Origin of the sequence: Larkinella punicea (assembly GCF_003334855.1) — a bacterium.
Classification (GTDB): Bacteria; Bacteroidota; Bacteroidia; order Cytophagales; family Spirosomataceae; genus Larkinella; species Larkinella punicea.
The window spans coordinates 110,275-135,416 of record NZ_QOWE01000003.1; the positions used below are offsets into that span (position 1 = coordinate 110,275).

General features: G+C 53.0%; 25 protein-coding genes. 18 read left to right on the forward strand and 7 right to left on the reverse strand.

Annotated features, from left to right (window positions below):
- Positions 1-5 precede the first annotated feature (5 nt).
- The 3 genes from DUE52_RS04020 to DUE52_RS04030 are packed head-to-tail and all read left to right on the forward strand — an operon-like array spanning position 6 to position 2,380.
- A complete protein-coding gene (locus DUE52_RS04020) occupies positions 6-671 on the forward strand; it encodes an HAD family hydrolase (RefSeq protein ID WP_114404687.1) in 666 nt (221 codons plus the stop codon).
- Positions 634-1,779, forward strand: a complete 1,146-nt coding sequence (locus DUE52_RS04025) for a site-2 protease family protein (RefSeq protein ID WP_114404688.1) — start codon at positions 634-636, stop codon at positions 1,777-1,779. Before DUE52_RS04020 ends, DUE52_RS04025 begins: the two co-directional genes overlap by 38 nt.
- Before the next feature lie 34 nt (positions 1,780-1,813).
- Complete coding sequence (locus tag DUE52_RS04030; protein ID WP_114404689.1) at positions 1,814-2,380, forward strand: 1-acyl-sn-glycerol-3-phosphate acyltransferase; 567 nt, start codon at positions 1,814-1,816, stop codon at positions 2,378-2,380.
- Here the strand turns inward: DUE52_RS04030 and lpxB are convergent.
- Together lpxB and DUE52_RS04040 are read right to left on the reverse strand one after the other, a co-directional pair.
- Positions 2,369-3,481 carry a lipid-A-disaccharide synthase gene (gene lpxB / locus DUE52_RS04035; RefSeq protein WP_114404690.1) on the reverse strand — a complete coding sequence of 371 codons (1,113 nt, stop codon included), beginning with the start codon at positions 3,479-3,481 and terminating at the stop codon, positions 2,369-2,371. The genes DUE52_RS04030 and lpxB overlap by 12 nt on opposite strands.
- 3 nt (positions 3,482-3,484) lie before the next feature.
- Complete coding sequence (locus tag DUE52_RS04040; protein ID WP_114404691.1) at positions 3,485-3,901, reverse strand: 6-pyruvoyl trahydropterin synthase family protein; 417 nt, start codon at positions 3,899-3,901, stop codon at positions 3,485-3,487.
- A gap of 310 nt (positions 3,902-4,211) precedes the next feature.
- Between DUE52_RS04040 and rfaD the strand changes: the two genes are divergently transcribed.
- A complete protein-coding gene (rfaD, locus tag DUE52_RS04045) occupies positions 4,212-5,177 on the forward strand; it encodes an ADP-glyceromanno-heptose 6-epimerase (RefSeq protein WP_114404692.1) in 966 nt (321 codons plus the stop codon).
- Positions 5,178-5,213: 36 nt separating this feature from the next.
- Here the strand turns inward: rfaD and DUE52_RS04050 are convergent, their stop codons facing one another.
- Positions 5,214-6,752, reverse strand: a complete 1,539-nt coding sequence (locus tag DUE52_RS04050; protein ID WP_114404693.1) for a S8 family serine peptidase — start codon at positions 6,750-6,752, stop codon at positions 5,214-5,216.
- Between the two features lie 84 nt (positions 6,753-6,836).
- Here DUE52_RS04050 and DUE52_RS04055 point away from each other — a divergent pair, with 84 nt between their 5' ends.
- Positions 6,837-8,138 carry an aminopeptidase P N-terminal domain-containing protein gene (locus DUE52_RS04055; RefSeq protein WP_114404694.1) on the forward strand — a complete coding sequence of 434 codons (1,302 nt, stop codon included), beginning with the start codon at positions 6,837-6,839 and terminating at the stop codon, positions 8,136-8,138.
- Positions 8,139-8,184: 46 nt separating this feature from the next.
- Here the strand turns inward: DUE52_RS04055 and DUE52_RS04060 are convergent, their stop codons facing one another.
- Together DUE52_RS04060 and DUE52_RS04065 are read right to left on the reverse strand one after the other, a co-directional pair.
- Positions 8,185-8,757, reverse strand: a complete 573-nt coding sequence (locus DUE52_RS04060) for a TetR/AcrR family transcriptional regulator (RefSeq protein WP_165840858.1) — start codon at positions 8,755-8,757, stop codon at positions 8,185-8,187.
- Between the two features lie 224 nt (positions 8,758-8,981).
- Positions 8,982-9,413, reverse strand: a complete 432-nt coding sequence (locus tag DUE52_RS04065) for a WapI family immunity protein (RefSeq protein ID WP_114404696.1) — start codon at positions 9,411-9,413, stop codon at positions 8,982-8,984.
- A 264-nt stretch (positions 9,414-9,677) separates the two neighbouring features.
- On the opposite strand from DUE52_RS04065, the gene DUE52_RS04070 reads away from it, so the two are divergent.
- The 8 genes from DUE52_RS04070 (at position 9,678) to DUE52_RS04105 (ending at position 17,979) form a co-directional block, all read left to right on the forward strand.
- Positions 9,678-10,886, forward strand: coding sequence for a saccharopine dehydrogenase family protein (locus DUE52_RS04070; protein WP_114404697.1), 1,209 nt, complete (start codon positions 9,678-9,680; stop codon positions 10,884-10,886).
- Between the two features lie 256 nt (positions 10,887-11,142).
- On the forward strand, positions 11,143-12,498 hold the full coding sequence (locus tag DUE52_RS04075) for a Na(+)-translocating NADH-quinone reductase subunit A (protein WP_114404698.1): 1,356 nt from the start codon (positions 11,143-11,145) through the stop codon (positions 12,496-12,498).
- Between the two features lie 47 nt (positions 12,499-12,545).
- On the forward strand, positions 12,546-13,703 hold the full coding sequence (locus DUE52_RS04080) for an NADH:ubiquinone reductase (Na(+)-transporting) subunit B (RefSeq protein WP_114404699.1): 1,158 nt from the start codon (positions 12,546-12,548) through the stop codon (positions 13,701-13,703).
- Complete coding sequence (nqrC, locus tag DUE52_RS04085) at positions 13,696-14,409, forward strand: NADH:ubiquinone reductase (Na(+)-transporting) subunit C (RefSeq protein ID WP_114404700.1); 714 nt, start codon at positions 13,696-13,698, stop codon at positions 14,407-14,409. The genes DUE52_RS04080 and nqrC overlap by 8 nt, the downstream gene beginning before the upstream one ends.
- Positions 14,406-15,089: an NADH:ubiquinone reductase (Na(+)-transporting) subunit D gene (locus tag DUE52_RS04090; RefSeq protein ID WP_114404701.1), complete on the forward strand. Its 684-nt coding sequence runs from the start codon at positions 14,406-14,408 to the stop codon at positions 15,087-15,089. The genes nqrC and DUE52_RS04090 overlap by 4 nt, the downstream gene beginning before the upstream one ends.
- A gap of 12 nt (positions 15,090-15,101) precedes the next feature.
- Complete coding sequence (gene nqrE / locus DUE52_RS04095; protein WP_114404702.1) at positions 15,102-15,716, forward strand: NADH:ubiquinone reductase (Na(+)-transporting) subunit E; 615 nt, start codon at positions 15,102-15,104, stop codon at positions 15,714-15,716.
- Between the two features lie 10 nt (positions 15,717-15,726).
- Positions 15,727-16,977 (forward strand): NADH:ubiquinone reductase (Na(+)-transporting) subunit F, encoded by a 1,251-nt coding sequence (nqrF, locus tag DUE52_RS04100; protein WP_114404703.1) that lies wholly within the window; start codon positions 15,727-15,729, stop codon positions 16,975-16,977.
- Between the two features lie 6 nt (positions 16,978-16,983).
- On the forward strand, positions 16,984-17,979 hold the full coding sequence (locus DUE52_RS04105; RefSeq protein WP_114404704.1) for an FAD:protein FMN transferase: 996 nt from the start codon (positions 16,984-16,986) through the stop codon (positions 17,977-17,979).
- A 3-nt stretch (positions 17,980-17,982) separates the two neighbouring features.
- Here the strand turns inward: DUE52_RS04105 and DUE52_RS04110 are convergent, their stop codons facing one another.
- Complete coding sequence (locus tag DUE52_RS04110; protein WP_114404705.1) at positions 17,983-18,210, reverse strand: hypothetical protein; 228 nt, start codon at positions 18,208-18,210, stop codon at positions 17,983-17,985.
- Positions 18,211-18,383: 173 nt separating this feature from the next.
- Between DUE52_RS04110 and DUE52_RS04115 the strand changes: the two genes are divergently transcribed.
- Both DUE52_RS04115 and nhaD read left to right on the forward strand, forming a co-directional pair.
- Positions 18,384-18,818 carry a CBS domain-containing protein gene (locus DUE52_RS04115; RefSeq protein WP_114404706.1) on the forward strand — a complete coding sequence of 145 codons (435 nt, stop codon included), beginning with the start codon at positions 18,384-18,386 and terminating at the stop codon, positions 18,816-18,818.
- A 13-nt stretch (positions 18,819-18,831) separates the two neighbouring features.
- Positions 18,832-20,154, forward strand: a complete 1,323-nt coding sequence (gene nhaD / locus DUE52_RS04120) for a sodium:proton antiporter NhaD (RefSeq protein ID WP_114404707.1) — start codon at positions 18,832-18,834, stop codon at positions 20,152-20,154.
- Positions 20,155-20,179: 25 nt separating this feature from the next.
- Here the strand turns inward: nhaD and DUE52_RS04125 are convergent, their stop codons facing one another.
- Positions 20,180-21,568: a glucoamylase family protein gene (locus tag DUE52_RS04125; protein WP_229312058.1), complete on the reverse strand. Its 1,389-nt coding sequence runs from the start codon at positions 21,566-21,568 to the stop codon at positions 20,180-20,182.
- A 122-nt stretch (positions 21,569-21,690) separates the two neighbouring features.
- Here DUE52_RS04125 and DUE52_RS04130 point away from each other — a divergent pair, with 122 nt between their 5' ends.
- The 3 genes from DUE52_RS04130 (at position 21,691) to DUE52_RS04140 (ending at position 25,138) form a co-directional block, all read left to right on the forward strand.
- A complete protein-coding gene (locus tag DUE52_RS04130; protein ID WP_114404708.1) occupies positions 21,691-22,512 on the forward strand; it encodes an energy transducer TonB in 822 nt (273 codons plus the stop codon).
- 127 nt (positions 22,513-22,639) lie between these two features.
- Positions 22,640-23,773: a carboxynorspermidine decarboxylase gene (nspC, locus tag DUE52_RS04135; RefSeq protein ID WP_114404923.1), complete on the forward strand. Its 1,134-nt coding sequence runs from the start codon at positions 22,640-22,642 to the stop codon at positions 23,771-23,773.
- A gap of 153 nt (positions 23,774-23,926) precedes the next feature.
- Positions 23,927-25,138, forward strand: coding sequence for an ABC transporter substrate-binding protein (locus DUE52_RS04140; protein ID WP_114404709.1), 1,212 nt, complete (start codon positions 23,927-23,929; stop codon positions 25,136-25,138).
- Positions 25,139-25,142 lie beyond the last annotated feature (4 nt).

The following is a 25,142-nucleotide window of genomic DNA, read 5'->3' on the forward strand; positions in this document are numbered from 1 at the left end:
ATGCTATGGCAGGTGTCTTAAAACCGGGTATTAAAAATATCATTTTCGACCTCGGCGACGTCATTATTCCCATCGATCTGCGCGCACCCATCCGCAATTTCGCTTCGCTTTCGGGCATGAGTGAAGAAGCCGTAGAATCGCTCTGGAAGGAACACGGCCTGACGATGCACTACGAAACCGGGTTGATCGACGATGCCGGTTTTCGGCAGCACGTCCGCGACCTGCTCAAAAATGATAGCTGGGCCGACGAGGTGATCGATACCGCCTGGAACACGGTTTTGCTCGATTTGCCCGTTGAAAGGGTCGATCGCATCCGGGAGTTGCACGGAAAATACCGGCTGTTTCTGTTGAGCAACACCAGTGCTATTCACATTCAGGGCGTCAACAAAATCTTCATGGCGTTGGGGCAACCGTCGCTGGAAGAACTTTTTGAGCGGGTCTACTACTCCTATGAGGTGAAAATGGCCAAACCGTCGCCCGAAATTTACCGGCATGTGTTGACTACCTCCGGGCTGGTGGCCGAAGAAACCCTGTTTTTAGACGACAATCCGCACAACATTCGCTCGGCGGCTGAGTTAGGTATCCATGCTGTGCAGGTGCAACCGCCCCTGTCGATTCTTGATTATCTTCGCGATGAATCCACAAACGAGGACATACCTCATTCAAGCTAGCCTTTTTGTTCTTACCCTGATTTCAACGACTGCGGCTGGTGCAGAATGGATGTATGGCCGTTCTTTTCTGGATCCGAAACACGGTATTGGCTGGCCGGAATTCTGGGACGGTCTTCACTATTCAATTCCGTTTCTGGCCATTCTGACGGTTCACGAATTCGGGCATTTTTTTATGGCCCGCTACCACCACGTTCGGGTCACCTTGCCCTACTACATCCCGATGTGGTTCGGTTTCGGGCAAACGCTCGGCACGCTGGGAGCTTTTATCCGGATTCAGGATTTCATCAACAGCCGCAAGAAATTCTTCGATATTGGCATTGCCGGGCCGTTGGCCGGATTTGTGTTGGCACTCATCGTTCTCTGGTACGGTTTTACGCATTTGCCGCCACCGGAACACATCTTCTCGATTCACCCCGAGTACCAAAAATACGGGCTGGCTTTTGGTCAGCATGTTTATAAGAATCTTCCGCCCGAGAGTGTCATCCAGTTGGGCGACAACCTCTTGTTCTGGTTTTTCAAAACCTACGTCGCCGATCCGGCCCGTTTGCCGCATCCCTACGAAATGATCCATTATCCGTATTTGATGGCGGGTTATTTTGCCCTGTTTTTTACGTCACTCAACCTGATTCCGATTGGTCAATTGGACGGCGGTCACGTGCTGTACAGCCTGATTGGCCGCCGGGCGTTTCGGATGATTGCGCCGGTGTTGCTGGTGGGCTTTGCGTTTTATGCTGGTTTAGGATTCATTAAACCCTCTGATTTTATTGTTGCCAACGACGGCGTTTTTACCAATGAACTGGGTTATCTGGTATTGTATGTCATTGGGTTGTTCGTTAGTTTCCAGAGCATCAGCGAAAACCGGATGACAGCCCTGACGCTGGCGTTGAGTGTGGTGGCCGGCCAGTTTTTGATCTCGTTTTTCTTCCCGACTGTCGAAGGCTATCCCGGTTTTCTGTTGTTTATCCTGATTCTGGGGCGTTTTCTGGGGGTTTATCACCCGGATACGGAGGACGATCAGCCATTGGGAACCGGTCGGGTGGTGCTGGGCTGGCTGGCTTTGCTCATTTTCGTCCTGTGTTTTAGCCCCAAACCATTTATTTTTTCTTAAAATTGCCGCGATAGCGTGGACTGTTTCAGAGGATATGTTTAGCGCACTGGCCAGGTGGCTTTATAAAGTAGCCGGGTGGAAACTTCTCGGCGTGGTTCCGGATCTTCCCAAAGCGATTTGGGTACTGGCTCCGCACAATACCAACTGGGATTTTCCGGTGGGTGTGGGAGCGAGGGCGACAACGCGCGTCTGGATTCAGTATCTGGCTAAAAAAGAATTGTTTACGTGGTATGCCGGCTGGTTTTTCCGGATTCTGGGAGGCAAACCCGTTAACCGGAGCCGGGCCAACAACCTGGTGGATGCGATTGTGGATGTCTTCATCCAAAACGAGTACCTGCACATCTGCATTCCCCCCGAAGGCACCCGCAGTGATGTGGAGCGGCTCAAAACCGGGTTTTATTACATTGCTCTGAAGGCTGACGTTCCTATCATCCTGACCGGAATCGACTATCCCCGGAAAGCCGTTGTTTTGAGCGAACCCCTCTACATGACTGGCGACTACCAGAAAGACATGCGACCGGTTTATGAATTTTTTAGTCAGATTCAGGGGAAGAAAAAAGAATGGCTGAAACGGTACGAACAGACGGGATTAATTTCGTAAGTACTTCACCATCAGTTCCCCCGCGCGATCCGATGCGCCCGCCCCGCCCACTTTCTCCCGCAATTCTGCGTAATCGGCCCGTTGTCGCTCGTGATCCGATCCGCCGGGGAGAATTTTTGTCAGCTCGTCAACCAGACGTTCTGTGGTCAGTTCATACTGCTTCAACTCTTTGACGGCTTCCCGACCCAGAATGAGGTTGACCAGCGATATAAAAGGCACCGCAATGAGCCGACTGGCGACCTGAAAAGTTACCCACGACATTTTGTAACAAACCACCTCCGGTACATTCAGCAGGGCGGTTTCCAGCGTGGCTGTTCCCGAAGTAACCAAAGCGGCATCTGCAACGGCCAGCAAATCGTAGGCTGCATCGGTGACCACCGGTAAATCCGGCGCGTTTTTCAGCAAGGTTTCGTACAGGGATTTTGGCAGATTGCTGACGCCGGAAACCACAAACTGGTGATTGGGGAAATGCCGGACGGTTTCCAGCATGGCGGGCAGCAGCATCGACACTTCCTGATGGCGGCTTCCGGGCAGGAGCGCAATGATCGGTTTGTCGCCCAGCTTGTTCTTTTGCCGAAAAACCGGGTCGGGCCGGAAGGCGGCAATGGCGTCCATCAACGGATTGCCGACGTAATCGACCGGATAGGCGTATTGCTGGTAAAACGCCACTTCAAACGGGAAAATGACAAAAAGCCGGTCGACCACCGCCTTGATTTTCAGCGCTCGTTTCTGGTTCCAGGCCCACACTTTGGGCGAGATGTAATAGAAAACCGGAATCCCGTGTTTTTTGGCAAAACCGGCCATCCGCAGATTAAAACCGGCGTAATCGATCAGAATCAGAACATCGGGGCGGGTGTTGAGCAAGTCTCGCTGGCAATCGCGCAGGTTTCGGCGGATGGTTCCCAGGTTTTGAACCACTTCGAGAAAGCCCATGAACGCCATCGAGCGATAATGCCGAACGAGCGTGGCCCCGGCTTCTTCCATTTGCTCACCACCCCAGGCCCGAAAGCGGGCGTCCGGGTCGTGGTGGTGAATGGCTTTGATCAGATTGCCGCCGTGGAGGTCGCCGGAGCGCTCTCCGGCAATGAGGTAGTACGTCATCGGTTATTCCCCATAATAATCCACGTAATTTTTCGGGGTCTCGTATAAGCGGATGCGGTGGAGCCGGGCTTCGGTAATTTGACTTAGTGCGCGATCCAGAATTTTCCAGATTTCGACGATAAAGATCTCACAGCTAGCCATTTTCCCCTGCATGAAATCGACATCCAGGTTGAGGTTTTTATGATCTACCTTGTCGATCACTTCGGTTTTCACCAGATCGCCCAGCACTTTCAGGTCGATCACGAAGCCTGTGTCGGGATTGGGTTCTCCTTTGACGGTTACAATTAACTCAAAGTTGTGACCATGTCCGTTCACATTGGCACACGGACCAAATACTTCTTTATTTTTCTCGTCAGACCAGGCCGGATTGAATAACCGGTGGGCTGCGTTGAAATGCTCTTTTCTGCTAATATATACCATTATTCACCATCGCCGGGGCGATTCGTCGTTTCGGGCAGGTTTTATACCACCGCTTGATTTGGTTGCAAAATTACGGCCTTCGGAGCGTTAATAAAAATCCAAATTTTGATCGGCTGCTGTTCCGTTATTATGAACAAACGAGAGCGGTTTTTCGGTCATTCAGGAAAATCAATGTTGGAATAATTCTATTTTTTCATCAAAACGTGGATTGGTTGGTGTAGTGATTTATCCTAACTTTACACCCTGTTTAGTATGTTGATACCTATTTTTAATCTAACCTAAAACAATCGTTGCTCAATTTCTACGGAGTATGATCATTGTTACGGGCGCTACAGGCTTTATCGGAAGCTGTCTGATTTCAAGACTGAATCAGGAAAATTTCAATGCTATCATTGCCGTGGATGATTTTTCACGGGAAGATAAGCTGGTTAATCTGGAAGAAAAACGCATTCTTGAACGGGTCGACCGGGAAGCGTTTTTCGACTGGCTGGACAACAATTACCACGAGATTGAATTTTTATTCCATATCGGTGCCCGAACCGACACGACGGAGTTTGACCGCAGTATTTTCGAACACCTCAATGTCGAGTATTCCAAAAAAATCTGGCAGAAATGCATCGAGTACCAGATTCCGCTGGTCTACGCATCCTCGGCGGCAACCTACGGGCTGGGCGAATTGGGCTACGATGACAATGAATCACTCATTCCGCAGCTAAAACCGCTCAACCCCTATGGTGACTCCAAAAACGAGTTCGATATGTGGGTTTTGGAACAGGAAAAACACCCGTTCTTCTGGGCTGGTTTGAAATTCTTCAACGTCTACGGGCCGAACGAATACCACAAAAGTCGCATGGCTTCCGTTATTTACCATGCTTTTTGTCAGATTCAGCAGAAGGGGACGATGAAATTGTTTCGGTCGCACCACCCGAATTTCGCGGATGGTGAGCAAATGCGCGATTTCATTTATGTGAAGGATGTGGTTGAGGTCTGCATGTTTTTGATGCACCACCGCCGGAACTCCGGGATCTACAACCTCGGCAGCGGCAAAGCCCGAACCTTCCTGGATTTGGCCAACAATACCTTTCAGGCCATGGGCGTGACGCCCCAGATCGAATTCATCGACACGCCCGAAGACATCCGTGATAAGTACCAGTATTATACGCAGGCTACGATGAGCAAACTGCGCTCCATCGGGTATTCCCAACCGTTTCGTTCGCTGGAAGCCGGTGTTGAGGATTATGTGAAAAATTACCTGATGCCGGGGAAATATCTGTGAGGTTTCCACGGTTGGAAGACCGTGGAAACTACCCATTTACTGCCAGATAATTTCGACAACTTCCTTCTTTAAATCCACCGTGGTCCGTTTCTCATCGTGGTTCCGGCGCAGGAGAATTGCGCCGTTCTGAACCCGCATGGATTCCTGTTGCAGAACGCGGGTGTCATCTTTTTTGTGAAAAACCGACACCGACGAATCCGCATGGTCGGGCAGCGGCAGCGAATACGTTTTGCCCGTCACTTTGATGGATTTTGCCGAAGCGGGCAACGTCTGCCCCTTGGCCATTGCCAGCGCGCGCGACGCCTGCGGGACGCCATAGCCGATGTAGTTGTTGCCGTAGGGATAGAGGTGCGACGATTTTTCGATAATGGCAATCAGTTCTTTGTTGGTCAGCTTCGGATTGGCCTGCATCAGACAGGCGGCAAAACCGGTGATGACCGGAGCCGAAAGCGAGGTGCCGTACAGCGAAAAACAGGAAACGTTCGGTTTCAGATAGGGGAGAAATTCCGGGCCAATGCTGCTGTAGCCAATGCGGTTCCAGACCTTGTTGTTGGTGGCTCCCACGGCCAGCACGCCCTGCGCGTCGGCTGGGGTGGAGATGATGCGCCAGGAGCGGTCGTCACCTTCATTACCGGCCGAAACGATGACCAGAATGCCTTTTTTGTCGGCCGCCAGTTGCGCGGCTTTGCTGATCAGGCTCGTGTGGCCGTCCATCTGGTTCGGCTGGTAGTTTTCTTTGGGATTCGTAAAGCCTTTGGCATAGCCCAGTGAGGTATTGATGATGCGCACGCCCAAGCTGTCCATCCACTCCATCGCGGCAATCCAGTTGTCTTCTTCGCCCCGAAATTCGCGGGCACCGTGGTCCGTACGGGCGAGGTAGAACGTGGCATCGGTAGCTAAACCGTACTGAATATTTTCGTTGGGATCGTGGCCCGAAATGGCCGCCATCACTTCTGTACCGTGGAAGTCGGAAAGGGTTTCGAGCGAGCCGAAAAAGGCGTTGCGCGGGCGGTTGGTATTCACGTAGTCGCGCACTTCCCTGATCCCGTTTCGCTGAAAAATGTGTTTCAAGGCACTGGCCGAATCTGCTCCGAAATACCCCGCATCGATGACGCCAATGGTTACGTTCTTTGCGGTCATCCCGGCGCGACCGAACACCTCCGCCTGAATTTGCGACATCACCGGTGCCATTAACACTTTTGTGATATCGTGGTCGAGGCTGTTGATGACAATGTGCTGATCGATGGGAACAAGATCCTTCACAAACGACAAGGCCTTCACTTGTTGCGCCTGTCCGGCGGTCAGTTCGGCCGAAACCGCGTTGAGCCAGCGCGAACGGAAGAGCGGACGAACGCCCTGGTGGGAGAGAGCCTGCAAGTAGGCCGGATTGAGCGGCAGGTCCGTTTCATCGACGGAGAGCCCCATCGACTGGCGATTGGAGAGGGTGAGGGGAGAAAGCGACGGTTTTTCAGCAGAAGGCTTGTCCTTCAGGGTGATCCAGTATTTGGATTGGGCGTTTGTGATACCGGCTCCGAAGAGCGTGATCCCAAAAAGAAGCGCAACAATTTTTTTCATTGAAACGAAAGCATCAATTTTAGGCATTAATATACAAAATCATATTGATATTACCGAATTGGGCGATTTGAAACCTTACTCCGCATGAAATATACACCCATCAGCAACGAATTGTTTATCCGAAACCGCCGACGGCTGGCGGAAGTATTGAAACCCAAATCCGTCGTGGTTCTGAACGCCAACGACATCATGCCGACCAATGCCGACGGTACGATGGGGTTCCGGCAGAATAACGACCTCTTTTACCTCTCCGGCGTCGATCAGGAAGAAACCGTTCTGGTGTTGTTTCCCGACCATCCGGACGAGCGGTTTCGCGAAGTGCTGTTTCTGCGCGAAACGAGCGAACTGATTGAAATCTGGGAAGGCCATAAACTGACCAAAGAGGAAGCGGAGCAAACCTCGGGCATTTCCCGGAAGTCGGTTTTCTGGACGCACGAATTTGACCGTGTGTTTATCCAGATGGTTTTTGAGGCTGAACACATTTATCTGAACACCAACGAACACACCCGGAACTCGTCGGAGGTAGAAAGTCGCGAAGCCCGGGGCATCCGCCAGTTTCGGGAAAAATACCCGCTTCACCGCTACGAACGACTGGCGCCGTTGATGCATTTCCTGCGGGCGATTAAGCAGCCCGAGGAAGTGGCCCTGCTCAGTGAAGCGATCCGGATTACAGAAGCTGGTTTTCGGCGGCTGTTGCCGTTCATCAAACCCGGCGTGTGGGAGTACGAAATTGAAGCTGAACTGCTCCACGAATTTGTCCGGCAGCGGTCGCAGGGGTTTGCCTACACACCGATCATTGCGTCGGGGGCCAGCGCCTGCGTGCTGCATTACATCGAGAACAACCGACAGTGTAAAGACGGCGAGGTCATCTTGCTGGATGTGGCCGCTGAATACGCGAATTACAACGCCGACCTGACGCGCAGCCTGCCGGTGAACGGGCGGTTTACGGAGCGGCAGAAAGCCGTTTATCAGGCGGTGCTGCACGTGATGAAGGAAGCGAAAAAACTGCTGGTGCCGGGCAATGTCTGGGACGATTACCACAAGGAAGTCGGCCGCATCATGGAGTCGCAACTGATCGGGCTAGGCCTGCTCGACCGGCAGGAGGTGGCGAAACAGGACCCGGACAACCCCCTATACCGCCAGTATTTCATGCACGGAACTTCCCATTTCCTGGGGCTGGATGTGCATGATGTGGGTAACAAATACCGCAAATTCGAAGCCGGAATGGTATTTACCTGCGAACCGGGCATCTATATACGCAAAGAAGGGCTGGGCATCCGGCTGGAGAACAATCTTCTGATCACCGAAACCGGCAACATCGACCTGATGGATTCGATTCCAATCGAAATCGAAGAGATTGAGGAGTTAATGCATCAGACACCCTGACCTTCGCACCCTGACAGCGGTCGAAGACCCTGTCAGGGTGCGAAGGTCAGGGTGTGAGCGTATCGCAAATCTGGTGGATGGCTTGTTCGATTCGCTTCCAGCCTTCGTCCGATTGCAAATCAAGGGTCATAAACTGGTTCTGATTGGGGGCAATGAGCAGGAGCATGGTGATGCCCGAAACCAGAATGGCGGTTACGGCGCTCTGGTCTTCCTTGTCGTTGGTAAAAAACTGGTCGAGAACTTTTTGGAAAGACTCGTTGCGGGCGATTGCCAACTGTTGACTCAGGGAGGAACCGGGATTGCTGATTTCCCATTTGAGCATTTCCTGGGCCGGCATCCGTCCTTTCAATTCGCGCAGCAGCCCAACCAGGTAGTCGACCCGGGTTTGTTTTTTGACGGTTGGATCAACCACCGGGTGTTTTTCCAGAAACTGCTGGTTGTAGTCGGTCAGAAAATGGCCTTCGTGCAGAAACCGTTCCATCAGGCCTTCCCAGCCTCCAAAATACCGGTAAATAAGCACTTTATTGACTCCCGCTCTTTCGGCGACCGCATTGATTCCAACCCGGTTGACACCCCGTTCAGAAATCACTTCCCCTACAGCCTGAAGTATGCGCGCCATAGTCTGTGTGCGACTCCTTTTCCGAACTTCTATCATTCCACTAGGCTTAAACGTCCGGGGGCAAACAGGCCCCATTTCGGTTTGGTTTTAAAGCTAAACTTGATTATTTATCGGAAGCAAAGGTAGGTGTTTTCGACTAAACGGTTTTTGTTTTTGAGGATTGTCAGACAAAAATTTGGGAAAAGCTAGAAAACGGTAACCCGATAAAATTTGTATAATTTGACTTAACGCTCCGGAAAAAGGGCCAGTTGATTGACTAAATCCCGGATGGCTTCGCGCAGTTGGAACCGGGTTAAGGTAACATCCATCAGGAGTGGAAAATCGGGGTATGGATGCCAGGATGGCGTTAGCGTGCCGTCCAACTGAATTTGCAGCCGATACTGTTCATTGGGTAGGGAAGTGGCTTCGACGTTCAGGCCCGGTTCCGAAAACGAGACCGTAACGTGGTTGATAGCCCGGCTCCAGAGCATTTTGAGACCGTTAATCAGCCGCTTGATTTCGTAGGTTTGCAACGGTGCCGACTGGGTATAGGATTCTTTTTGCCATTCGGTCGACAGTTCGCAAAGCAGGCTGTTGCGTTCCCGCCAGTTGGTTCCTTTCACACCGTAGCCTTTGATCGATAGTTCAAATGAACCCGTAGAGCTCTTCAGTTTCATAACGTTGGGGAGGGTTTTGTTGCAAAAATAGACTTTTGCCTATCTACCAAATATACTATACCCGTCGATGGTGTCCAAATCAAAAACCGGAATCTTTTTTAATGACCCCGTTCAATCTTTTTCCGGAATTTCTGTCAACAACGCGGTCGGGCTGGCTATCTTTGCGCGAATTTGTTCAACCCTGTTTGTTGGTTCCTGCCGGTAGTATCGGACTGATGAAAATCCGCAGAACGTGACAAATCTTAAACACTTATACGAAATCAAATGGCTAAAGTGCTGATTATTGGTGCCGGCGGAGTCGGGAGTGTTGTGGCGCACAAATGTGCGTTGAATGCGGACGTCTTCACAGACATTATGCTGGCCAGCCGGACACTTTCCAAGTGCGATAAAATTGCCGCCGAAATTCGGGAAATGCACGGCGTGGAAATCAAAACGGCAAAAGTCGATGCCGACGTGGTGGCCGAAATGGTCAAACTGATCAAGCAGTTTCAGCCGTATTTAGTAATCAATGTCGCGCTGCCTTATCAGGATCTGCCCATCATGGATGCCTGTCTGGAAACCCGGACGCACTACATGGATACCGCCAATTACGAGCCGAAGGATGTCGCCAAGTTCGAATATAGCTGGCAATGGGCCTATCAGGAGCGGTTTAAGGAAGCCGGTATTATGGCGCTGTTGGGTTGCGGCTTCGATCCGGGCGCCACGCAGGTGTTCACGGCCTACGCAGCCAAGCACCACTTCGACGAGATGCACTACCTGGACATTGTCGACTGCAATGCAGGAAACCACGGCAAGGCCTTTGCCACCAATTTCAATCCCGAAATCAACATCCGGGAGATAACGCAGCCTGGGCGGTATTGGGAAAATGGCGAATGGATCGAAATTGAAGCCATGTCCATCCATAAACCGATCGTTTACCCCGAAATTGGCCCGAAAGAGTCGTATGTACTCTACCACGAAGAACTTGAATCACTCGTTAAAAACTTCCCGACACTGAAACGCGCCCGGTTCTGGATGACGTTCGGTCAGGCTTACATCACCCACCTCCAGGTGCTAGAAAACGTGGGCATGACCAGCATCAAACCGATCCAGTTTCAGGGAATCGACATTGTTCCGCTGGAGTTCCTGAAAGCCGTGTTGCCGGCTCCCGACTCCCTGGGCGAAAACTACACGGGCCAGACTTCGATCGGTTGCCAGATCAAAGGCATCAAAGATGGCCAGGAAAAAACGTATTTTATCTGGAACAACTGCGACCATGCCGAGACTTACAAGGAAGTTCGCGGGCAGGCCGTAAGCTACACCACGGGCGTTCCGGCCATGATCGGTGCCATGCTGATGCTGAAAGGCGTCTGGATGCAACCCGGTGTCTGGAACTGCGAAGAGCTCGACCCCGATCCGTTCATCGAACAAATGAACAAGCAGGGCCTGCCGGTGCAGGATCAGGTGAATCAGCCGCTGAGTGTGGAGAGTTAAGAGTTAAGAGTTAAAAATTAAGATCGGCGGTTGGGCTGTCGTTCGGATTCAGAAATCCGGATTGACAGACGGGTCGCCGTTCTTATGAGTTCATTACTAGTTTCTTAGCCCGGTTAAGCAGAACGTCTGTCCGGTGCTGTGTAAATGAATGTATTGAAATAGTACACTAAAAACTTTTTTTTGCCAAAAACTTGACCCGTTGAGCCTTTTTTTCTAACTACCACCGCTTTTGAATTATTCAAAGGGTAGATGGTATATGGGCAAGGCGATCACACTTCGGAAAGGGTTTGATATTAAACTGGAGGGAGTAGCGGCCAGAAGCCTGGCAGACGCACCGGCCACGGACCTCGTCGCGGTCAAGCCCCCCGATTTTCCCGACCTCATTCCTAAACTTCTGGTGGCTCCCGGCGATGAACTTCGGGCCGGTCAGTCCTTGTTTTTCGATAAAAACCAGCCCGACCTGCGGTTTGCCTCACCGGTGAGTGGCGAAGTGGTGGAGGTGGTGCGGGGCGAAAAACGGAAGATCCTGGAAATCCGCATCCTGCCCGACAAAACCGGTAACCGGTATGTCGATTACCCCATTGCCGATCCCGCCAGGCTTTCCCGCGAAGCGATCATTGAACGATTGCTGGAAAGCGGTTGCTGGCCCTACATTCGGCAGCGGCCGTTTTCGCTCATCGCCAGTCCTTCGGAAACACCCGGCGGAATTTTTGTTTCCTGCTTCGATACCGCTCCTCTGGCTCCCGATCTGGGGTATCTCATCGGTCTCGAACCCGAAAACTTCAAAACCGGCTTGCTGGTTCTGAACCAATTATCGAACAATCACCTGCACATCGGTCTGGGCCGAACGCTCCCTGATGGGCTGACCGTTGCCGATCTGGAAGCGTTGGGCAGCGTTCACGTTTTCGAAGGGCCGCATCCGGCCGGGAACGTGGGCGTCCAGATCCACCACATCCGCCCGATTCAGAAGGGCGATGTCGTCTGGTTCGTACATCCACAGGACGTCGTGATCATCGGCCGGTTGTTTCGGGAAGGACGCTACCGGGCCGACCGGGTCGTGGCACTGACGGGGAGTTGTGTGGACGCTCCGCAGTATTACCGGGTCAGCGCCGGGCAGTCGGTGCGGAGCCTGACCGATGGCCGGATGAAAGGCCCGGCGGTGCGGATTATCCAGGGGAATGTGCTGACCGGAAAAACCACTTCAGCCCCGGATTTCCTGTCGTTTTATACGAACCAGCTAACGGTTATTCCTGAAGGCAAAGAGCCCGAGTTTCTGGGGTGGCTGCTGCCGGGTTTGGAAAAGCTCAGTGTGTCGCGCACCTTCCTGTCGTGGCTGGCTCCGAAACGGTCCTACGCCCTCAACACCAACACCCACGGCGAAGAGCGGGCGTTTGTCATGACGGGGCAATATGACCGGGTGTTGCCCATGAACATCCTGCCCGTTTATCTGCTCAAAGCCATTCTCGCCAAAGACCTCGAACGCATGGAGCAACTGGGCATTTATGAAGTCGCCGAAGAGGATTTTGCCCTTTGTGAATTCGTTTGTACGTCAAAAATCGAAGTGCAGCGCATCATTGCCGAAGGGCTGGCGTATGCCCGCCGGGAAGGGTAGCCGTGTCAATAAACCCGTTTTTTAACCCGTAAACCTCCTCTTGAACCGTGAAAGTTGCCCGTCGTCTCCTGGATTCCGTAAAGCCGCACTTCAACAAGGGCGGTCGCTTCGAAAAATTTCATCCGGCCTTCGATGCCCTGGAAACGTTTTTGTTTGTTCCCGGCCATACTACCGCCGACGGCGTACACGTACGGGATGCGATGGATTTGAAACGGACCATGTTTACGGTCATCATCGCTCTGATTCCAACCTTATTGTTTGGCATGTGGAACGTGGGCTACCAGCACTACCGGGCCTTTGGCATGGAAGCCACCCTGATCGATACGTTTCTGTTCGGATTCTGGAAGGTGCTGCCGATTGTGGTGGTTTCCTACGCGGTGGGGCTGGGGGTCGAGTTCCTGTTTGCAATCATCCGAAACCACCAGATCAGCGAAGGCTATCTGGTAACCGGGCTACTGATTCCGCTGACAATGCCGGTAACCGTTCCACTCTGGATGGTGGGTCTGGCCGCGGTTTTCTGTACGGTTATGGGCAAGGAGGTTTTCGGTGGAACGGGCATGAACTTCATGAATCCGGCTTTGCTGGCGCGGGCCTTTCTGTTCTTTGCGTTTCCGGCCTACCTGTCGGGCGACATCTGGACCGACCTCTCGCCCGAACCTGGCCATGCCGTGGTGGATGCCTGGTCGGGGGCCACGAACCTCGTTACTTTCGATACCAACTACCCGGCAATAGCTTCGGCTTCGGATCTGTTCTGGGGATTTGAACAGGGTTCCATCGGCGAAACCAGCGTGTTTGCCTGCCTGTTGGGGGCTCTGATCCTGATCGTGACGGGGGTGGGCAGCGGAAAAATTATGGTATCGTGTTTTGTGGGAACGCTGTTGATGGGACTGCTGCTGAACGTGCTGGCACCCGCCGACATCCCCAACCACCCCATGCACATGCCTGCTTATTACCACTGGCTCCTGGGCGGTTTTGCTTTTGGGGCCGTCTACATGGCCACCGATCCGGTCAGCGCGGCCCAGACCGAAGGCGGGAAATGGGTTTACGGTCTGTTGATCGGGATGTTCACGGTATTGCTGCGGGTCTTCAATCCGGCCTATCCCGAGGGCGTCATGCTCAGCATTCTGCTCATGAATGTCTTTGCCCCGCTGATTGATTACATCGTGGTTGAACAACACATCAAAAACCGCATTCGCCGTGCATAGCAACCGATATACCCTGATTTATGCCGCCGTGCTGTCGATTCTGACCGCCGTTATTCTGGCGGCTGCGTCGGAAGGGCTGAAACCGGCTCAGGAAGCGAACATCGCCCTGGATACCAAGTCGAACATCCTGCGGGCCGTCCGGTTTAGCTCCGACGATCGGCAGGCCATTGAGAAGGAATACGGCGAACACATTCGCGAAGTGGTGCTGAACGCAGCCGGGGAGGAACAACCGGGCATTCGAACCACCGAAGTCGCTTTAAAAGATGAGATTTCGAAAAAACCGGCAGACCGCCGGTTGCCGCTGTACATTTATACGGGTAAAAACGGGCAACGGAATTACATCATTCCGGTTCGGGGCGTAGGACTTTGGGGACCCATCTGGGGGTATATTTCGCTGGAAAGCGATTACAACACGGTGTACGGCGCCTTTTTCGATCACAAAAGTGAAACGCCCGGTTTGGGGGCCGAAATCGCCGAAGCCCCTTTTCAGCAACAGTTTCAGGGGAAAAAAATCCGGGATGACAATGACCGGTTTGTGTCGGTTAATGTGGTGAAGAAAACCGATAAAATCAGTGTCGGGAACGAACACCGGGTCGATGCCATTTCGGGCGGCACGATCACGTCACGGGGGACAGATGCGATGCTCAAAAACTGCCTGGCACCCTATCTGACCTATTTTGAAAAGCAAAAAAGCAACGTCTTATGATCGCTGAAAGCACGCCGAAACCGGCCGGTATTCCGAAAAAGAAGAACGAAGGGCTCTTTTCCAAAAAGAACATCCAAACCCTGCGTGATCCGCTCGACGACTCCAATCCCATTACGGTGCAGATTCTGGGCATTTGCTCGGCCCTGGCCGTCACGGTGCAGGTCAAACCGGCCCTCATCATGGCCTTGGGCGTCACGGTGGTGGTGGCGTTTTCCAACCTCATTATTTCGCTCATCCGCAACTCCATTCCCAACCGCATCCGGATTATTGTGCAGTTGATCATTGTGGCCATGCTGGTAACGATTGTGGACCAGTTGCTGAAAGCGTATATGTTCGACGTGAGCCGGAAACTGTCCGTTTTCGTTGGGCTGATTATCACCAATTGCATCGTGATGGGGCGGCTCGAAGCCTTTGCCATGGCTCAGAAACCCTGGCCGGCCTTTCTGGACGGTATTGGTAATGGTGCCGGTTATGGCATTATCCTGATCACGGTGGCGGTTTTCCGTGAAACGCTGGGAGCCGGAACCCTGCTGGGTTACAAAGTCGTTCCGCAGTGGTTTTATGACCACGGTTACGTCAACAATGGCCTGATGCTGCTTCCGCCGGCGGCCCTGTTCCTGATCGGGATTTACATCTGGTGGCAGCGCAGCCGCAACCGGAAACTGATCAACGTCTCCTAAACGCCGTTCACCATGCAACACCTCATCAATCTATTCGTCAAGGCGGTTTTTGTCGAGAATGTCATCTTTGCCTTTTTTCTCGGCATGTGCTCGTTTCTGGCCGTTTCCAAAAAAATAAAAACCGCATTCGGGCTGGGTCTGGCCGTTATTTTTGTCATGGTGCTGACGACTCCGCTCAATTACCTGATCCTGCGGTATGTGCTGGGCGAAGGCGCTTTGGGGTGGATTCATCCCGCACTGGCAACGGTCGACCTCACCTTCCTGGCTTTCATTCTCTTCATTTCAACCATTGCCGGAGCTGTTCAGTTGGTGGAGATGGTAATCGAGAAATACGCGCCGTCGCTCTACAGTTCGCTGGGCATCTTTCTGCCGCTGATTACGGTGAACTGCTCGATTCTGGGTGCGGCTTTATTCATGCAGGAGCGGGAGTATAATTTTGCCGAAACGGCGGTCTTTTCGCTGGGAGCCGGCACCGGTTTTTTTCTGGCCATCGTGCTGCTGGCTGCCATTCGCGAGCGACTCCGGTATTCGAACATTCCGGAGCCGTTGCAGGGCCTCGGCATTGCCATGATTGTGACGGCACTGATGGGCATGGCGTTTCTCAGTTTCTCCGGTTTCCAACTCTAACTCCACCGCCATGCTGCCCGTATTGACTGCCAGTGTTGCCGTTTTTATCGTCATCATTCTGCTGCTGGCCTTTCTGATTCTGACCGCCAAAGACCGGTTGCTGCCGCAAAAAGATGTGGCGCTGGTGATCAATGGCAACCACGAAAACCCGGTTGTGGTCAAACCCGGATCGTCGCTGCTGGCTACGCTGGCGGCTCAGAATATTTTCCTGGCTTCGGCCTGCGGGGGCGGGGGCACCTGTGCCATGTGCAAGTGTCAGGTGTATGCGGGCGGAGGGGAGGTGCTGCCCACCGAAACCAACCACCTCAACCGGCGGCAGGTGCTGGACAGGGTGCGGCTGGCCTGCCAGGTCAAAGTGAAGGATGACATGGAAATTCAGGTGCCCGACGAAGTGTTTGGCGTCAAAAAATGGGAATGCACCGTGGTCTCAAACGACAACGTGTCGACTTATATCAAGGAATTTGTGGTTGCGCTGCCAGCGGGCGAAAGTCTGAAATTCCGGTCGGGCGACTACATTCAGGTCGATGTACCGGAATCCCTGATTGATTTTAGCCGCGACTTGTACCGCATTCCCGACCAGTTTCGCGACGACTACGACCGGTTTAATATCTGGAACCTGAAAACAACCGTTGACGAACCGGTTTTCAGGGCCTATTCGATGGCCAACCATCCGGCAGAAGGCAACATCATCATGCTCAACATTCGCCTGGCCACTCCGCCCTGGGATCGGGACCGGAAAGCCTTCAAAGCGGTAAATCCGGGGCTGTGTTCGTCCTACGTTTTTTCGCGAAAACCCGGCGACAAGGTTACCATCAGCGGGCCGTTTGGAGAGTTTCACGTTAAACCGACGGAGCGCGAAATGATGTACATTGGGGGAGGAGCCGGTATGGCCCCGTTGCGGTCGCATATTTTCCACCTGTTTCAGACGCAGCATACGACCCGGAAAGTCTCGTACTGGTATGGTGCCCGCAGCAAACGGGAGATCTTTTACGAGGAGGATTTCAGGAAGATCGAACAGGAATACCCCAATTTCAAGTTTGAAATCGCCCTCTCGGAACCGCTGCCCGAAGACAACTGGCAGGGCCACGTCGGGTTTATTCACCAGGTGGTTCTGGATCATTACCTGCGCAACCATCCCGAACCGGAAGACATCGAATATTACCTCTGCGGGCCACCGATGATGCTGTCGGCCGTGCAGAAAATGCTCGACGACCTCGGCGTTCCGAAAAGCAACATCGCCTTTGACGATTTTGGAAGCTAAACCGTGATGAACCTGTTTCTGCGAACGCTGCGGTACTGGAGTCTCTGCTGGGGAATCGTGGCCTGTCAGCCCGCCCGGCAACCCTACACGACGCTGGAAGGTCAGGCGCAGGGAACTACCTTCCGGATTGTGTATGCCGGGGAGGGGAAAGCGGATTTTACCAAACCGGTCGACAGTCTGTTTCGGCTGATCGACCGGAGTATGTCGCTCTGGGACAGCACATCGCTGATTAGCCGCATCAACCGGAACGAGCCAAATTTGCGGGTCGACGGGCATTTTACAACCGTTTATGAGCGGGCGCGGCAAATTGCAGAGCAGACCGGCGGAGCCTTTGATGTAACGGTTGGTCCGTTGGTAAATGCCTGGGGCTTTAGTTACAAAAAAGGCCAGCCTCCGCCCGGCCCCCGGCTCATCGACAGTTTGCGGCAGGGAGTCGGTTACCGAAAAATGCACCTGCTGAACGGAGTGCTGAAAAAAGACCACCCCAACATGGCTCTCGATTTCAATGCCCTGGCCCAAGGCTACACGGTGGATCTCGTCGCCGGTTTTCTGGAGAAATACCGCGTAGCCAATTACCTGGTGGAAATTGGGGGCGAGGTGCGGGCGAAGGGAACGAACCCGACCGGAGAACCCTGGCAGGTCGGCATCGACAAGCCCGTGGAAGATGACACTCACGAGCGTATATTACAGACCGTTGTGCCGCTCAGTGGCCGGTCTTTAGCCACCTCAGGCAGTTACCGGAAATTTGTGGTCCGCAACGGGAAGAAATTCAGCCACGCCATCGACCCGCGAACCGGCTATCCGATTACACATCAATTGCTGAGTGTATCGGTGATTGCCGACGACTGCATGACGGCTGACGCCTACGCGACCGCCTTTTTAGTGATGGGGCTTGAGAAAGCCGTTCCGATTGCCCGGGCGCAGGGTATGGAACTCTTTGGCATCTCTTACGGAGCCGGGGGAAAACTCACCGTAGTGGCAACAGAGGGATTTGGCAAGTAAGCCTTACGGATTGGCAACAGTCGCTGGTGCCGTATTTTCGTCGGTTTGGGCACAGGCTTCGCCGGGCTTGCGTCCACACACACCACAGGCAGCTCCATCGGCCCGAAGCATAGGATTATTTCCGGCGCAGGTTCCCCGAAATTCGCCACCGCGAACGAACAGAAGACGGAGGCTAAACATAAAAAATGCCACCAGCACCAGTAAACTAGCCGCGAGGATGACTGTGACCATACGGTTTCTGTTTTTATCAAAGATAACAGAAGATCTGGCAAAAAATGTTGATATTTTTTCAATATATTTTTTTGTTTTACAAAGAAATATTTACCTTAATATTCTCTTTCACTTTCGCTAATTAGTTCATGATGTGATCATTATCTATTTTTTACCGTAAACGTGCCTCTGCTATGCTTTCCGTAAAAAAACTACTTCAACTAAAACACCAGGTTGGTGTTTTTAGCGTCCGTCCGGATGAAATGGTGATCGATGCCCTGAACGTGATGGCCGACCGTAATGTGGGAGCCGTTGTGGTGATGGATGGCGATGAACTGGTGGGTATATTTTCGGAACGCGACTACGCCCGAAAAGGCATCCGGCAGGGTCGGAAAGCCAAATCGACGCCGATTTCGGAGGTGATGACGCCCCGGGTGTTTACGGTTTCGTCGGACATGAACATCAACGATTGTATGCGTATTTTCACCGAAAAGCGGTTTCGGCATTTGCCGGTGGTCGACGACAACCGGGTCGTGGGCGTTTTGAGCATCGGTGACATTGTATCGGCCATTATGCAGGAGCAACTCAACCACATTCAGTATCTGGAGCAATACATCGCTGGCAGCTAACCCTACGGATTTCATGTCTATCGCGATCGTTGCTGTTTTTGTCATCGGATACATTCTGATTGCGCTCGAACACCCGCTCAAAATCGACAAAGCGGCTTCGGCCCTGTTGACGGGCGTTTTTTGCTGGCTGGTTCTGTTGATGGGATTTGATCAGATGCCGGCTTTCCAGGCCACGGCCGGGGAAACGATATCGGAACCGGCGATGCACAAAATACTGGACGAGTCGCTGTTTGAACACCTGGGCGAAATTGCCGGCATTCTGTTTTTTCTGCTGGGTGCCATGACCATTGTGGAACTGGTGGACGTACACGATGGCTTTCGGGTCATTACCGACCGGATTGCCACGACCGACCGCGTTAAACTTCTCTGGATTATCTCCTGGGTGTCGTTCTTCCTGTCGTCGGGCCTTGACAACCTCACCACGACCATCATCATGTGCGCATTGATTCGCCGGATTGTGAAGAACCGCGACGACGTCTGGTTGCTGGGCGGTTTTGTGGTTCTGGCGGCCAATGCCGGAGGAGCCTGGTCGCCCATTGGCGATGTAACGACGATTATGCTCTGGATTGGTGGGCAAATTACCACGCTGAACGTCATGAAATCGCTGTTCATTCCATCGGTGGTGAGCCTACTGATTCCACTGCTGGCGGCCACCTATTTTTTCCGGGGCCATTCCGACATGCCGCAGCCCGATAAAGTATACGGCGAAAAAATGATGACCACGCTCTTCGAGCGGAATAGCCTGTTTGTGCTGGGCGGTGTTGGATTGGTGTCAGTTCCGTTTTTCAAAACCGTAACCCATTACCCGCCCTACCTGGGTGTGTTGCTGTCGGTCGGGTTGTTGTGGTACGTGACGGAGTTCATGCACCGGAGCAAGGAGGATGAAAAGAAGCAGGGGTTGTCGGTTGCCAGTATTCTACACCGGATCGATACGCCGAGTATTCTGTTTTTCCTGGGTATTCTGCTGGCAGTAGGGGCGCTGGACACCTCCGGGCATCTGCGGCTGATGGCCAATACCCTCGATCAATCGATTGGGAATATCTATTTCATCAATATTCTGATCGGCATGTTGTCGGCCATTGTCGACAATGTTCCGCTGGTGGCGGCTGCGATGGGGATGTATCCCATGACTGAATTTCCACCCGATCATTCCTTCTGGAACCTGCTGGCCTATTGTGCCGGAACAGGGGGCAGCATTCTGATTATTGGTTCTGCCGCCGGCGTTGCGTCGATGGCGGTTTTGAAAATTGATTTTATCTGGTACCTGAAGCGAATCAGCGGGTATGCTCTCCTCGGCTATCTGGCCGGCGTACTGGTCTATTATCTGATGCACTAAACGAAAAACTATCATTCATTATTTATCATCCTTTAAGCCATCCCCCCCGAAAACCGGCCCGTAATAATCCCCGCCGAATGATGGTGTTGCGCATCATCAGGTTCCAGATCTGGTTGGTGCGGTAATTTTCGGTCATGAGCAGAATCGGGCCGCTGTCGATGCCGAGGTAGTCTTTGTCGAACCACTGGCCTGGGTAAGAGAGGTTGTAGGCGTCCTTGAAACCGTAGGAACCGTAGATCTTTTTTCCATAGCGGTATTTCATCAACTGGAGTGCCCGGATGCTTTCTTCCGGTGTAAATGGCATCGACCCACCGGCTGCCGTGGGCGCAATCGTCCCGTCATCGACAATTTGCGTTGCGGCTGCACCCCGGGCGCGGTAGGAAAAAAACTGCCGCCCGTTGATCAGCGTATCTTTCGGGCCGTCGCTGGCGGTCAGGCCCCAGAGGTCGGTTTCATAGCCGACAAATCCTCCAGGATTTTCGATGCAATAAGCGCGGTTGGCGAGCGTGGCCCGGTGGCTGTTCTCAAAATAGTCAATTCCCCGCTGACGCATATACGAGTCTTTGATGCTTCTGAAATCAATCCAGATGTGCGAATACTGATGCCCGAACAGCGGTTCGAAATTGATGTGGGCATAGTCTTTAAATTCTTTCCATTCGTAGGTCGCCGTCCAGGCCGTCCAGGCTTCCGGCCCAATCGGATAGGTGGGTGATGCCAGGGCCAGCACATACAGGATCATCGCTTCATTGTAGCCTTTCCAGTCGGATTGGATAAAACCGCTTTCGGGGTGCCAGCCCATCGACACCAGCGGTTTGCGGGCCTGCATCCAGGTCCAGTCGACCCGGCGGTAGATCCGGTCGACCAGCATCCGGATTTCCTTTTCTACGACATTATTTTTATTGAAATACGTTTGACTGCTCAGCATCCCGGCCAGCAGCAGGGCCGTATCGATGCTCGATAATTCCACCTGTTTGAAACGCAGCCCGGTTTTCATGTCCAGAAAGTGGTAGAAAAAACCGCGGTAGCCGGTAGCGGTTTTTTCGTTGGTCGATTGGGGGGCGTTATTAAAAAAGCGCAGGGTTCGGAGCGTTCGTTCGGCGGCTTGGTGGCGGCTCACATACCCCCGCTCGACGCCCACCAGGTAAGCTGTTAGCCCAAAGCCGGTGGCGGCAATGCTCGCAAACGAGGGCGATGGATACCGGTCGGGAATCAGCCCGTTCGGATTGTCGCCCAATTCCCAGAAATACAGAAACGTTTCCCGTTGCAACGAATCCAGAAACCGCTTCGAGCTGGCCACACCCCGGGGCTGGGCCAGCGAATGCATGGAGCAAAAGCACAGCAGCAGAAAAAGAGAGAACACAACGGAATGGGCAGGTGAAAAACAGGCCCGGTATCGGTATCCTTCGACTTTCATGGCACAGGAATGAGCGGTATGGGAAGGTAAGATAAGGGAAAGAAAACAAAAATGATTATCCTTAACTTGTATATATAGTTTTCTTATATATATTTGTGTTAGTCACTAACATTGATTTGGCTATGACACCCGAACAGCTAAACGTCGCAACGCTCGACGACATCGTGTTTGAAAACCGCAACAAATTGTATGGCGCCTACGATTTGCGCCAGGTTTATCACCGTAGTGCCAACCGGGCGCTCTGGTTAGGGATTGCCTTGTTTTGGGCCGCCTTGGCCACACCGACGCTCTATAACCGGCTGAAACCGGCCGAGACACCGGATCAGTTTATGAAAGAAGTGACGCTGGAAGACATCAGAACATTACCGCAGGAAGAACCGCCGATTGTGATTCCGCCGAAAGTGGAGATTCCCGTGCAACTGCCAACGGTGCGAAATCTACCCCCGGAGGTGGTGACCGAAGCCCCCGATGACGTAACGGTGCCGACGGTGGAGGATCTGGAAGACAAGGTGTCGAGTGATAAAACCCAGGAGGGCGACCCCAACGCGCTGGATGTGATCGAAGCGCCCACGGAAACGGCGGGTCCGGCTCCGGTGGAAAAATCGATTGAGGTGGAACGCAAACCGGATGAAGTTTTTTTGAAAGTGGAGCAGGACCCCCAGTTTCCGGGTGGTATGCGAAAAATGGCGGAATTCCTGGAAAAAAACCTGCGTTATCCTCCCCCGGCTTCCCGGGCGAGCATTTCCGGAAAAGTGTATCTTCAATTTGTGGTGAACACGGATGGGAGTATTGTGGATGTTTCCGTCGTAAAAGGCATCGGCTTTGGCTGTGATGAAGAAGCCCTGCGGGTCGTGAAGAAGATGCCGCCCTGGCAGCCCGGCAAGCAATCGGGCCGGCCCGTGCGGGTTCGGTTTACCTTGCCCGTGGTGTTTGCCCTGGAATAGTATAGCCACACCCTTGACAGCATGCCCGCCGGTTCGAAACTGGCGGGCATTTTTTATGCTGAACAAAACCGCCGTTTTCTCTATTTTTGTAATTAAAAACCGCCTTTTCTTGGCGTATCCATCACTGATGATCGACTACTCCCAAATTCCCTCGCCCTGTTTTGTACTGGAAGAGGCCAAACTCCGCAACAATTTAAAACTGATCGATAGCGTACAGCAACAGGCTGGCGTACAGATTATTCTGGCCCTCAAAGGTTTCTCGATGTACAGTGCTTTCCCATTGGTGAGGCAATACCTGTCGGGCGCCACGGCCAGTTCACTTAACGAAGTCAAGCTGGTCAACGAATACCTGGGCGTTCAGGCGCACACCTATATTCCGGCCATTCGTGACGACGAATTTGACGAAGTTCTCGAACGGAGCAGTCACCTCACGTTCAACTCGCTGAGCCAGTGGGAGCGTTTTAAAAACCGGGCAATCGCATCGGGTGTTTCCTGTGGGATTCGTGTCAATCCACAATATTCGGAAGTCGCCACGGATATGTACAATCCCTGTGTGCCCGGTTCGCGGCTGGGCGTAACGCGGAATCTGCTGGGCGACCGGCTGCCGGATGGGATGGAGGGGATTCACTTTCATACGCTTTGCGAAAACGACTCCTACACGCTCGAACGCACGCTCGAAGCGCTGGAAAGCCGGTTTAGTGACCTGCTCCACCAAGCGCGGTGGGTGAACATGGGCGGTGGACACCTGATGACGCGGGAAGGCTACAATACCGAACACCTGATCGGGTTGCTGAAAGCATTTCGGGAAAAATACCAGGTCGAAGTCATTCTGGAACCGGGTTCGGCCATCGGCTGGCAGACTGGGGTTCTGGTGTCGTCGGTTCTGGATGTGGTTGATAGCCAGGGAATTCAGGTGGCCATTCTCGACACTTCCTTTGCCGCCCACATGCCCGACACGCTCGAAATGCCGTATAAACCCCGGATTCTGAATTCGTACCACGAACCCGTTGCCGGCAAGCCAACCTACCGGTTGGGCGGTATGACCTGTCTGGCGGGTGACTTCATGGGCGATTACAGTTTTGACGAACCGCTCCAGATCGGTGAAAAAGTCATTTTCGATGACATGATTCACTACACGATGGTGAAAACGAGCACGTTCAACGGCGTAAATCTGCCCGCTATTGGCATCTGGCAGGAAGATGAAACCTTCCGGCTGGTGAAAACATACGGTTATGAAAGCTTCAAGGATCGGCTGAGTTGAGAGAGGGGACCAGAAAGATAAAAACTGATTGTGCCGCTGATCAAAGGATTTAACAGATACAGGAAAGTCGTCGATTGCCAGACAAATCTATTGCTGTATTGGGTGTGATTATGAGTGTAATATGTCGTATATTTTCGGCAAAATTAAACACATATGAACATCCTAAAAAACCTGACCGTTTACGTATTTGTTTTTATCTTATTTCTTTTCGCCGGGTGTTCGGTTGACGATCACCTGCAACCGGTTACCATCAACATCAGCGGGCTTTCGTCGCTGACCGGAAACTGGTCATCCCTCGGAATCACTACCCAGGCCGCGATGGAAATTGCGGAGGAAGACATCAATAGCTATTTTGCGGGTAAAGGCAGCAGCTTCCGGCTCAGCGTTACGGGCTACGACACCCAACTCGAAGCCGAAAAAGCCGTTGGTTTTTTCAACGCAGCGGCTGGTTCCGGAACCCGTTTTTTTATCGGGCCACAGTCCAGTGCCGAACTGGCCGCCCTGTTGCCCCTCACCAGCGCCAGCAACAGCCTCGTGATCAGCCAGGGCAGTACGGCGGGAAGTCTGGCCATTGCCGACGACCCGGTTTTCCGGTTTTGCCCGGCCGACAAAATTGAGGGAGCCGCCATTGCCCAAACCATCTATGAGCAGGGCATTCGCGGACTGGTGACGATTGCCCGCGATGATGCCGGGAACAAAGGATTGCAAACATCGACCGGTTCTTCATTTTCCACCTTGGGCGGCACGGTTCAGGCTCTAACACCCTACGGCACGTCGATCAGCGATTTTACGGCGGAAATTGCCGCGATCAAAGCCCAGATTACCGCATTCACCACTACTTACGGTGCTGACAAAGTCGGCGTTTATCTGGCTTCCTTCGACGAATGTGTCGCCCTGTTCAAGCAGGCGGCTGCGGACCCGGTTCTGAGTTCGGTGCGCTGGTATGGTGGGGATGGCGTGGCACTGAGTGCTGCCCTGATCGGCGATCCGGATGCCGCTGATTTTGCGATTAGCACGCAGTTTTTTACGCCCACCTTCGGTTTGCCGGATGCGTATAAAACCGCCTGGGAGCCACTGATTGCCCGGATAAAAACCAAAACCGGTATCGACGCCGACGCCTTCGGCATTGCGGTGTACGATGCGATGTGGGTTATTGCCAAAACGATCGAAGCCAGCAATGGCGTTCCGTCCGACCTCAACGCCCTGGAAAGCCAGTTTGTGACGCAGGCCAATGCGTATGTGGGTGCAACCGGCCCGACGAATCTCGACACGTTTGGCGACCGGGCCAGCGGCTCATTCGATTATTGGGGCATTGAAAAGGTTGGCAGTGTGTATCAATGGAAACTGGTCGGGAAATCGAATTGAGCAA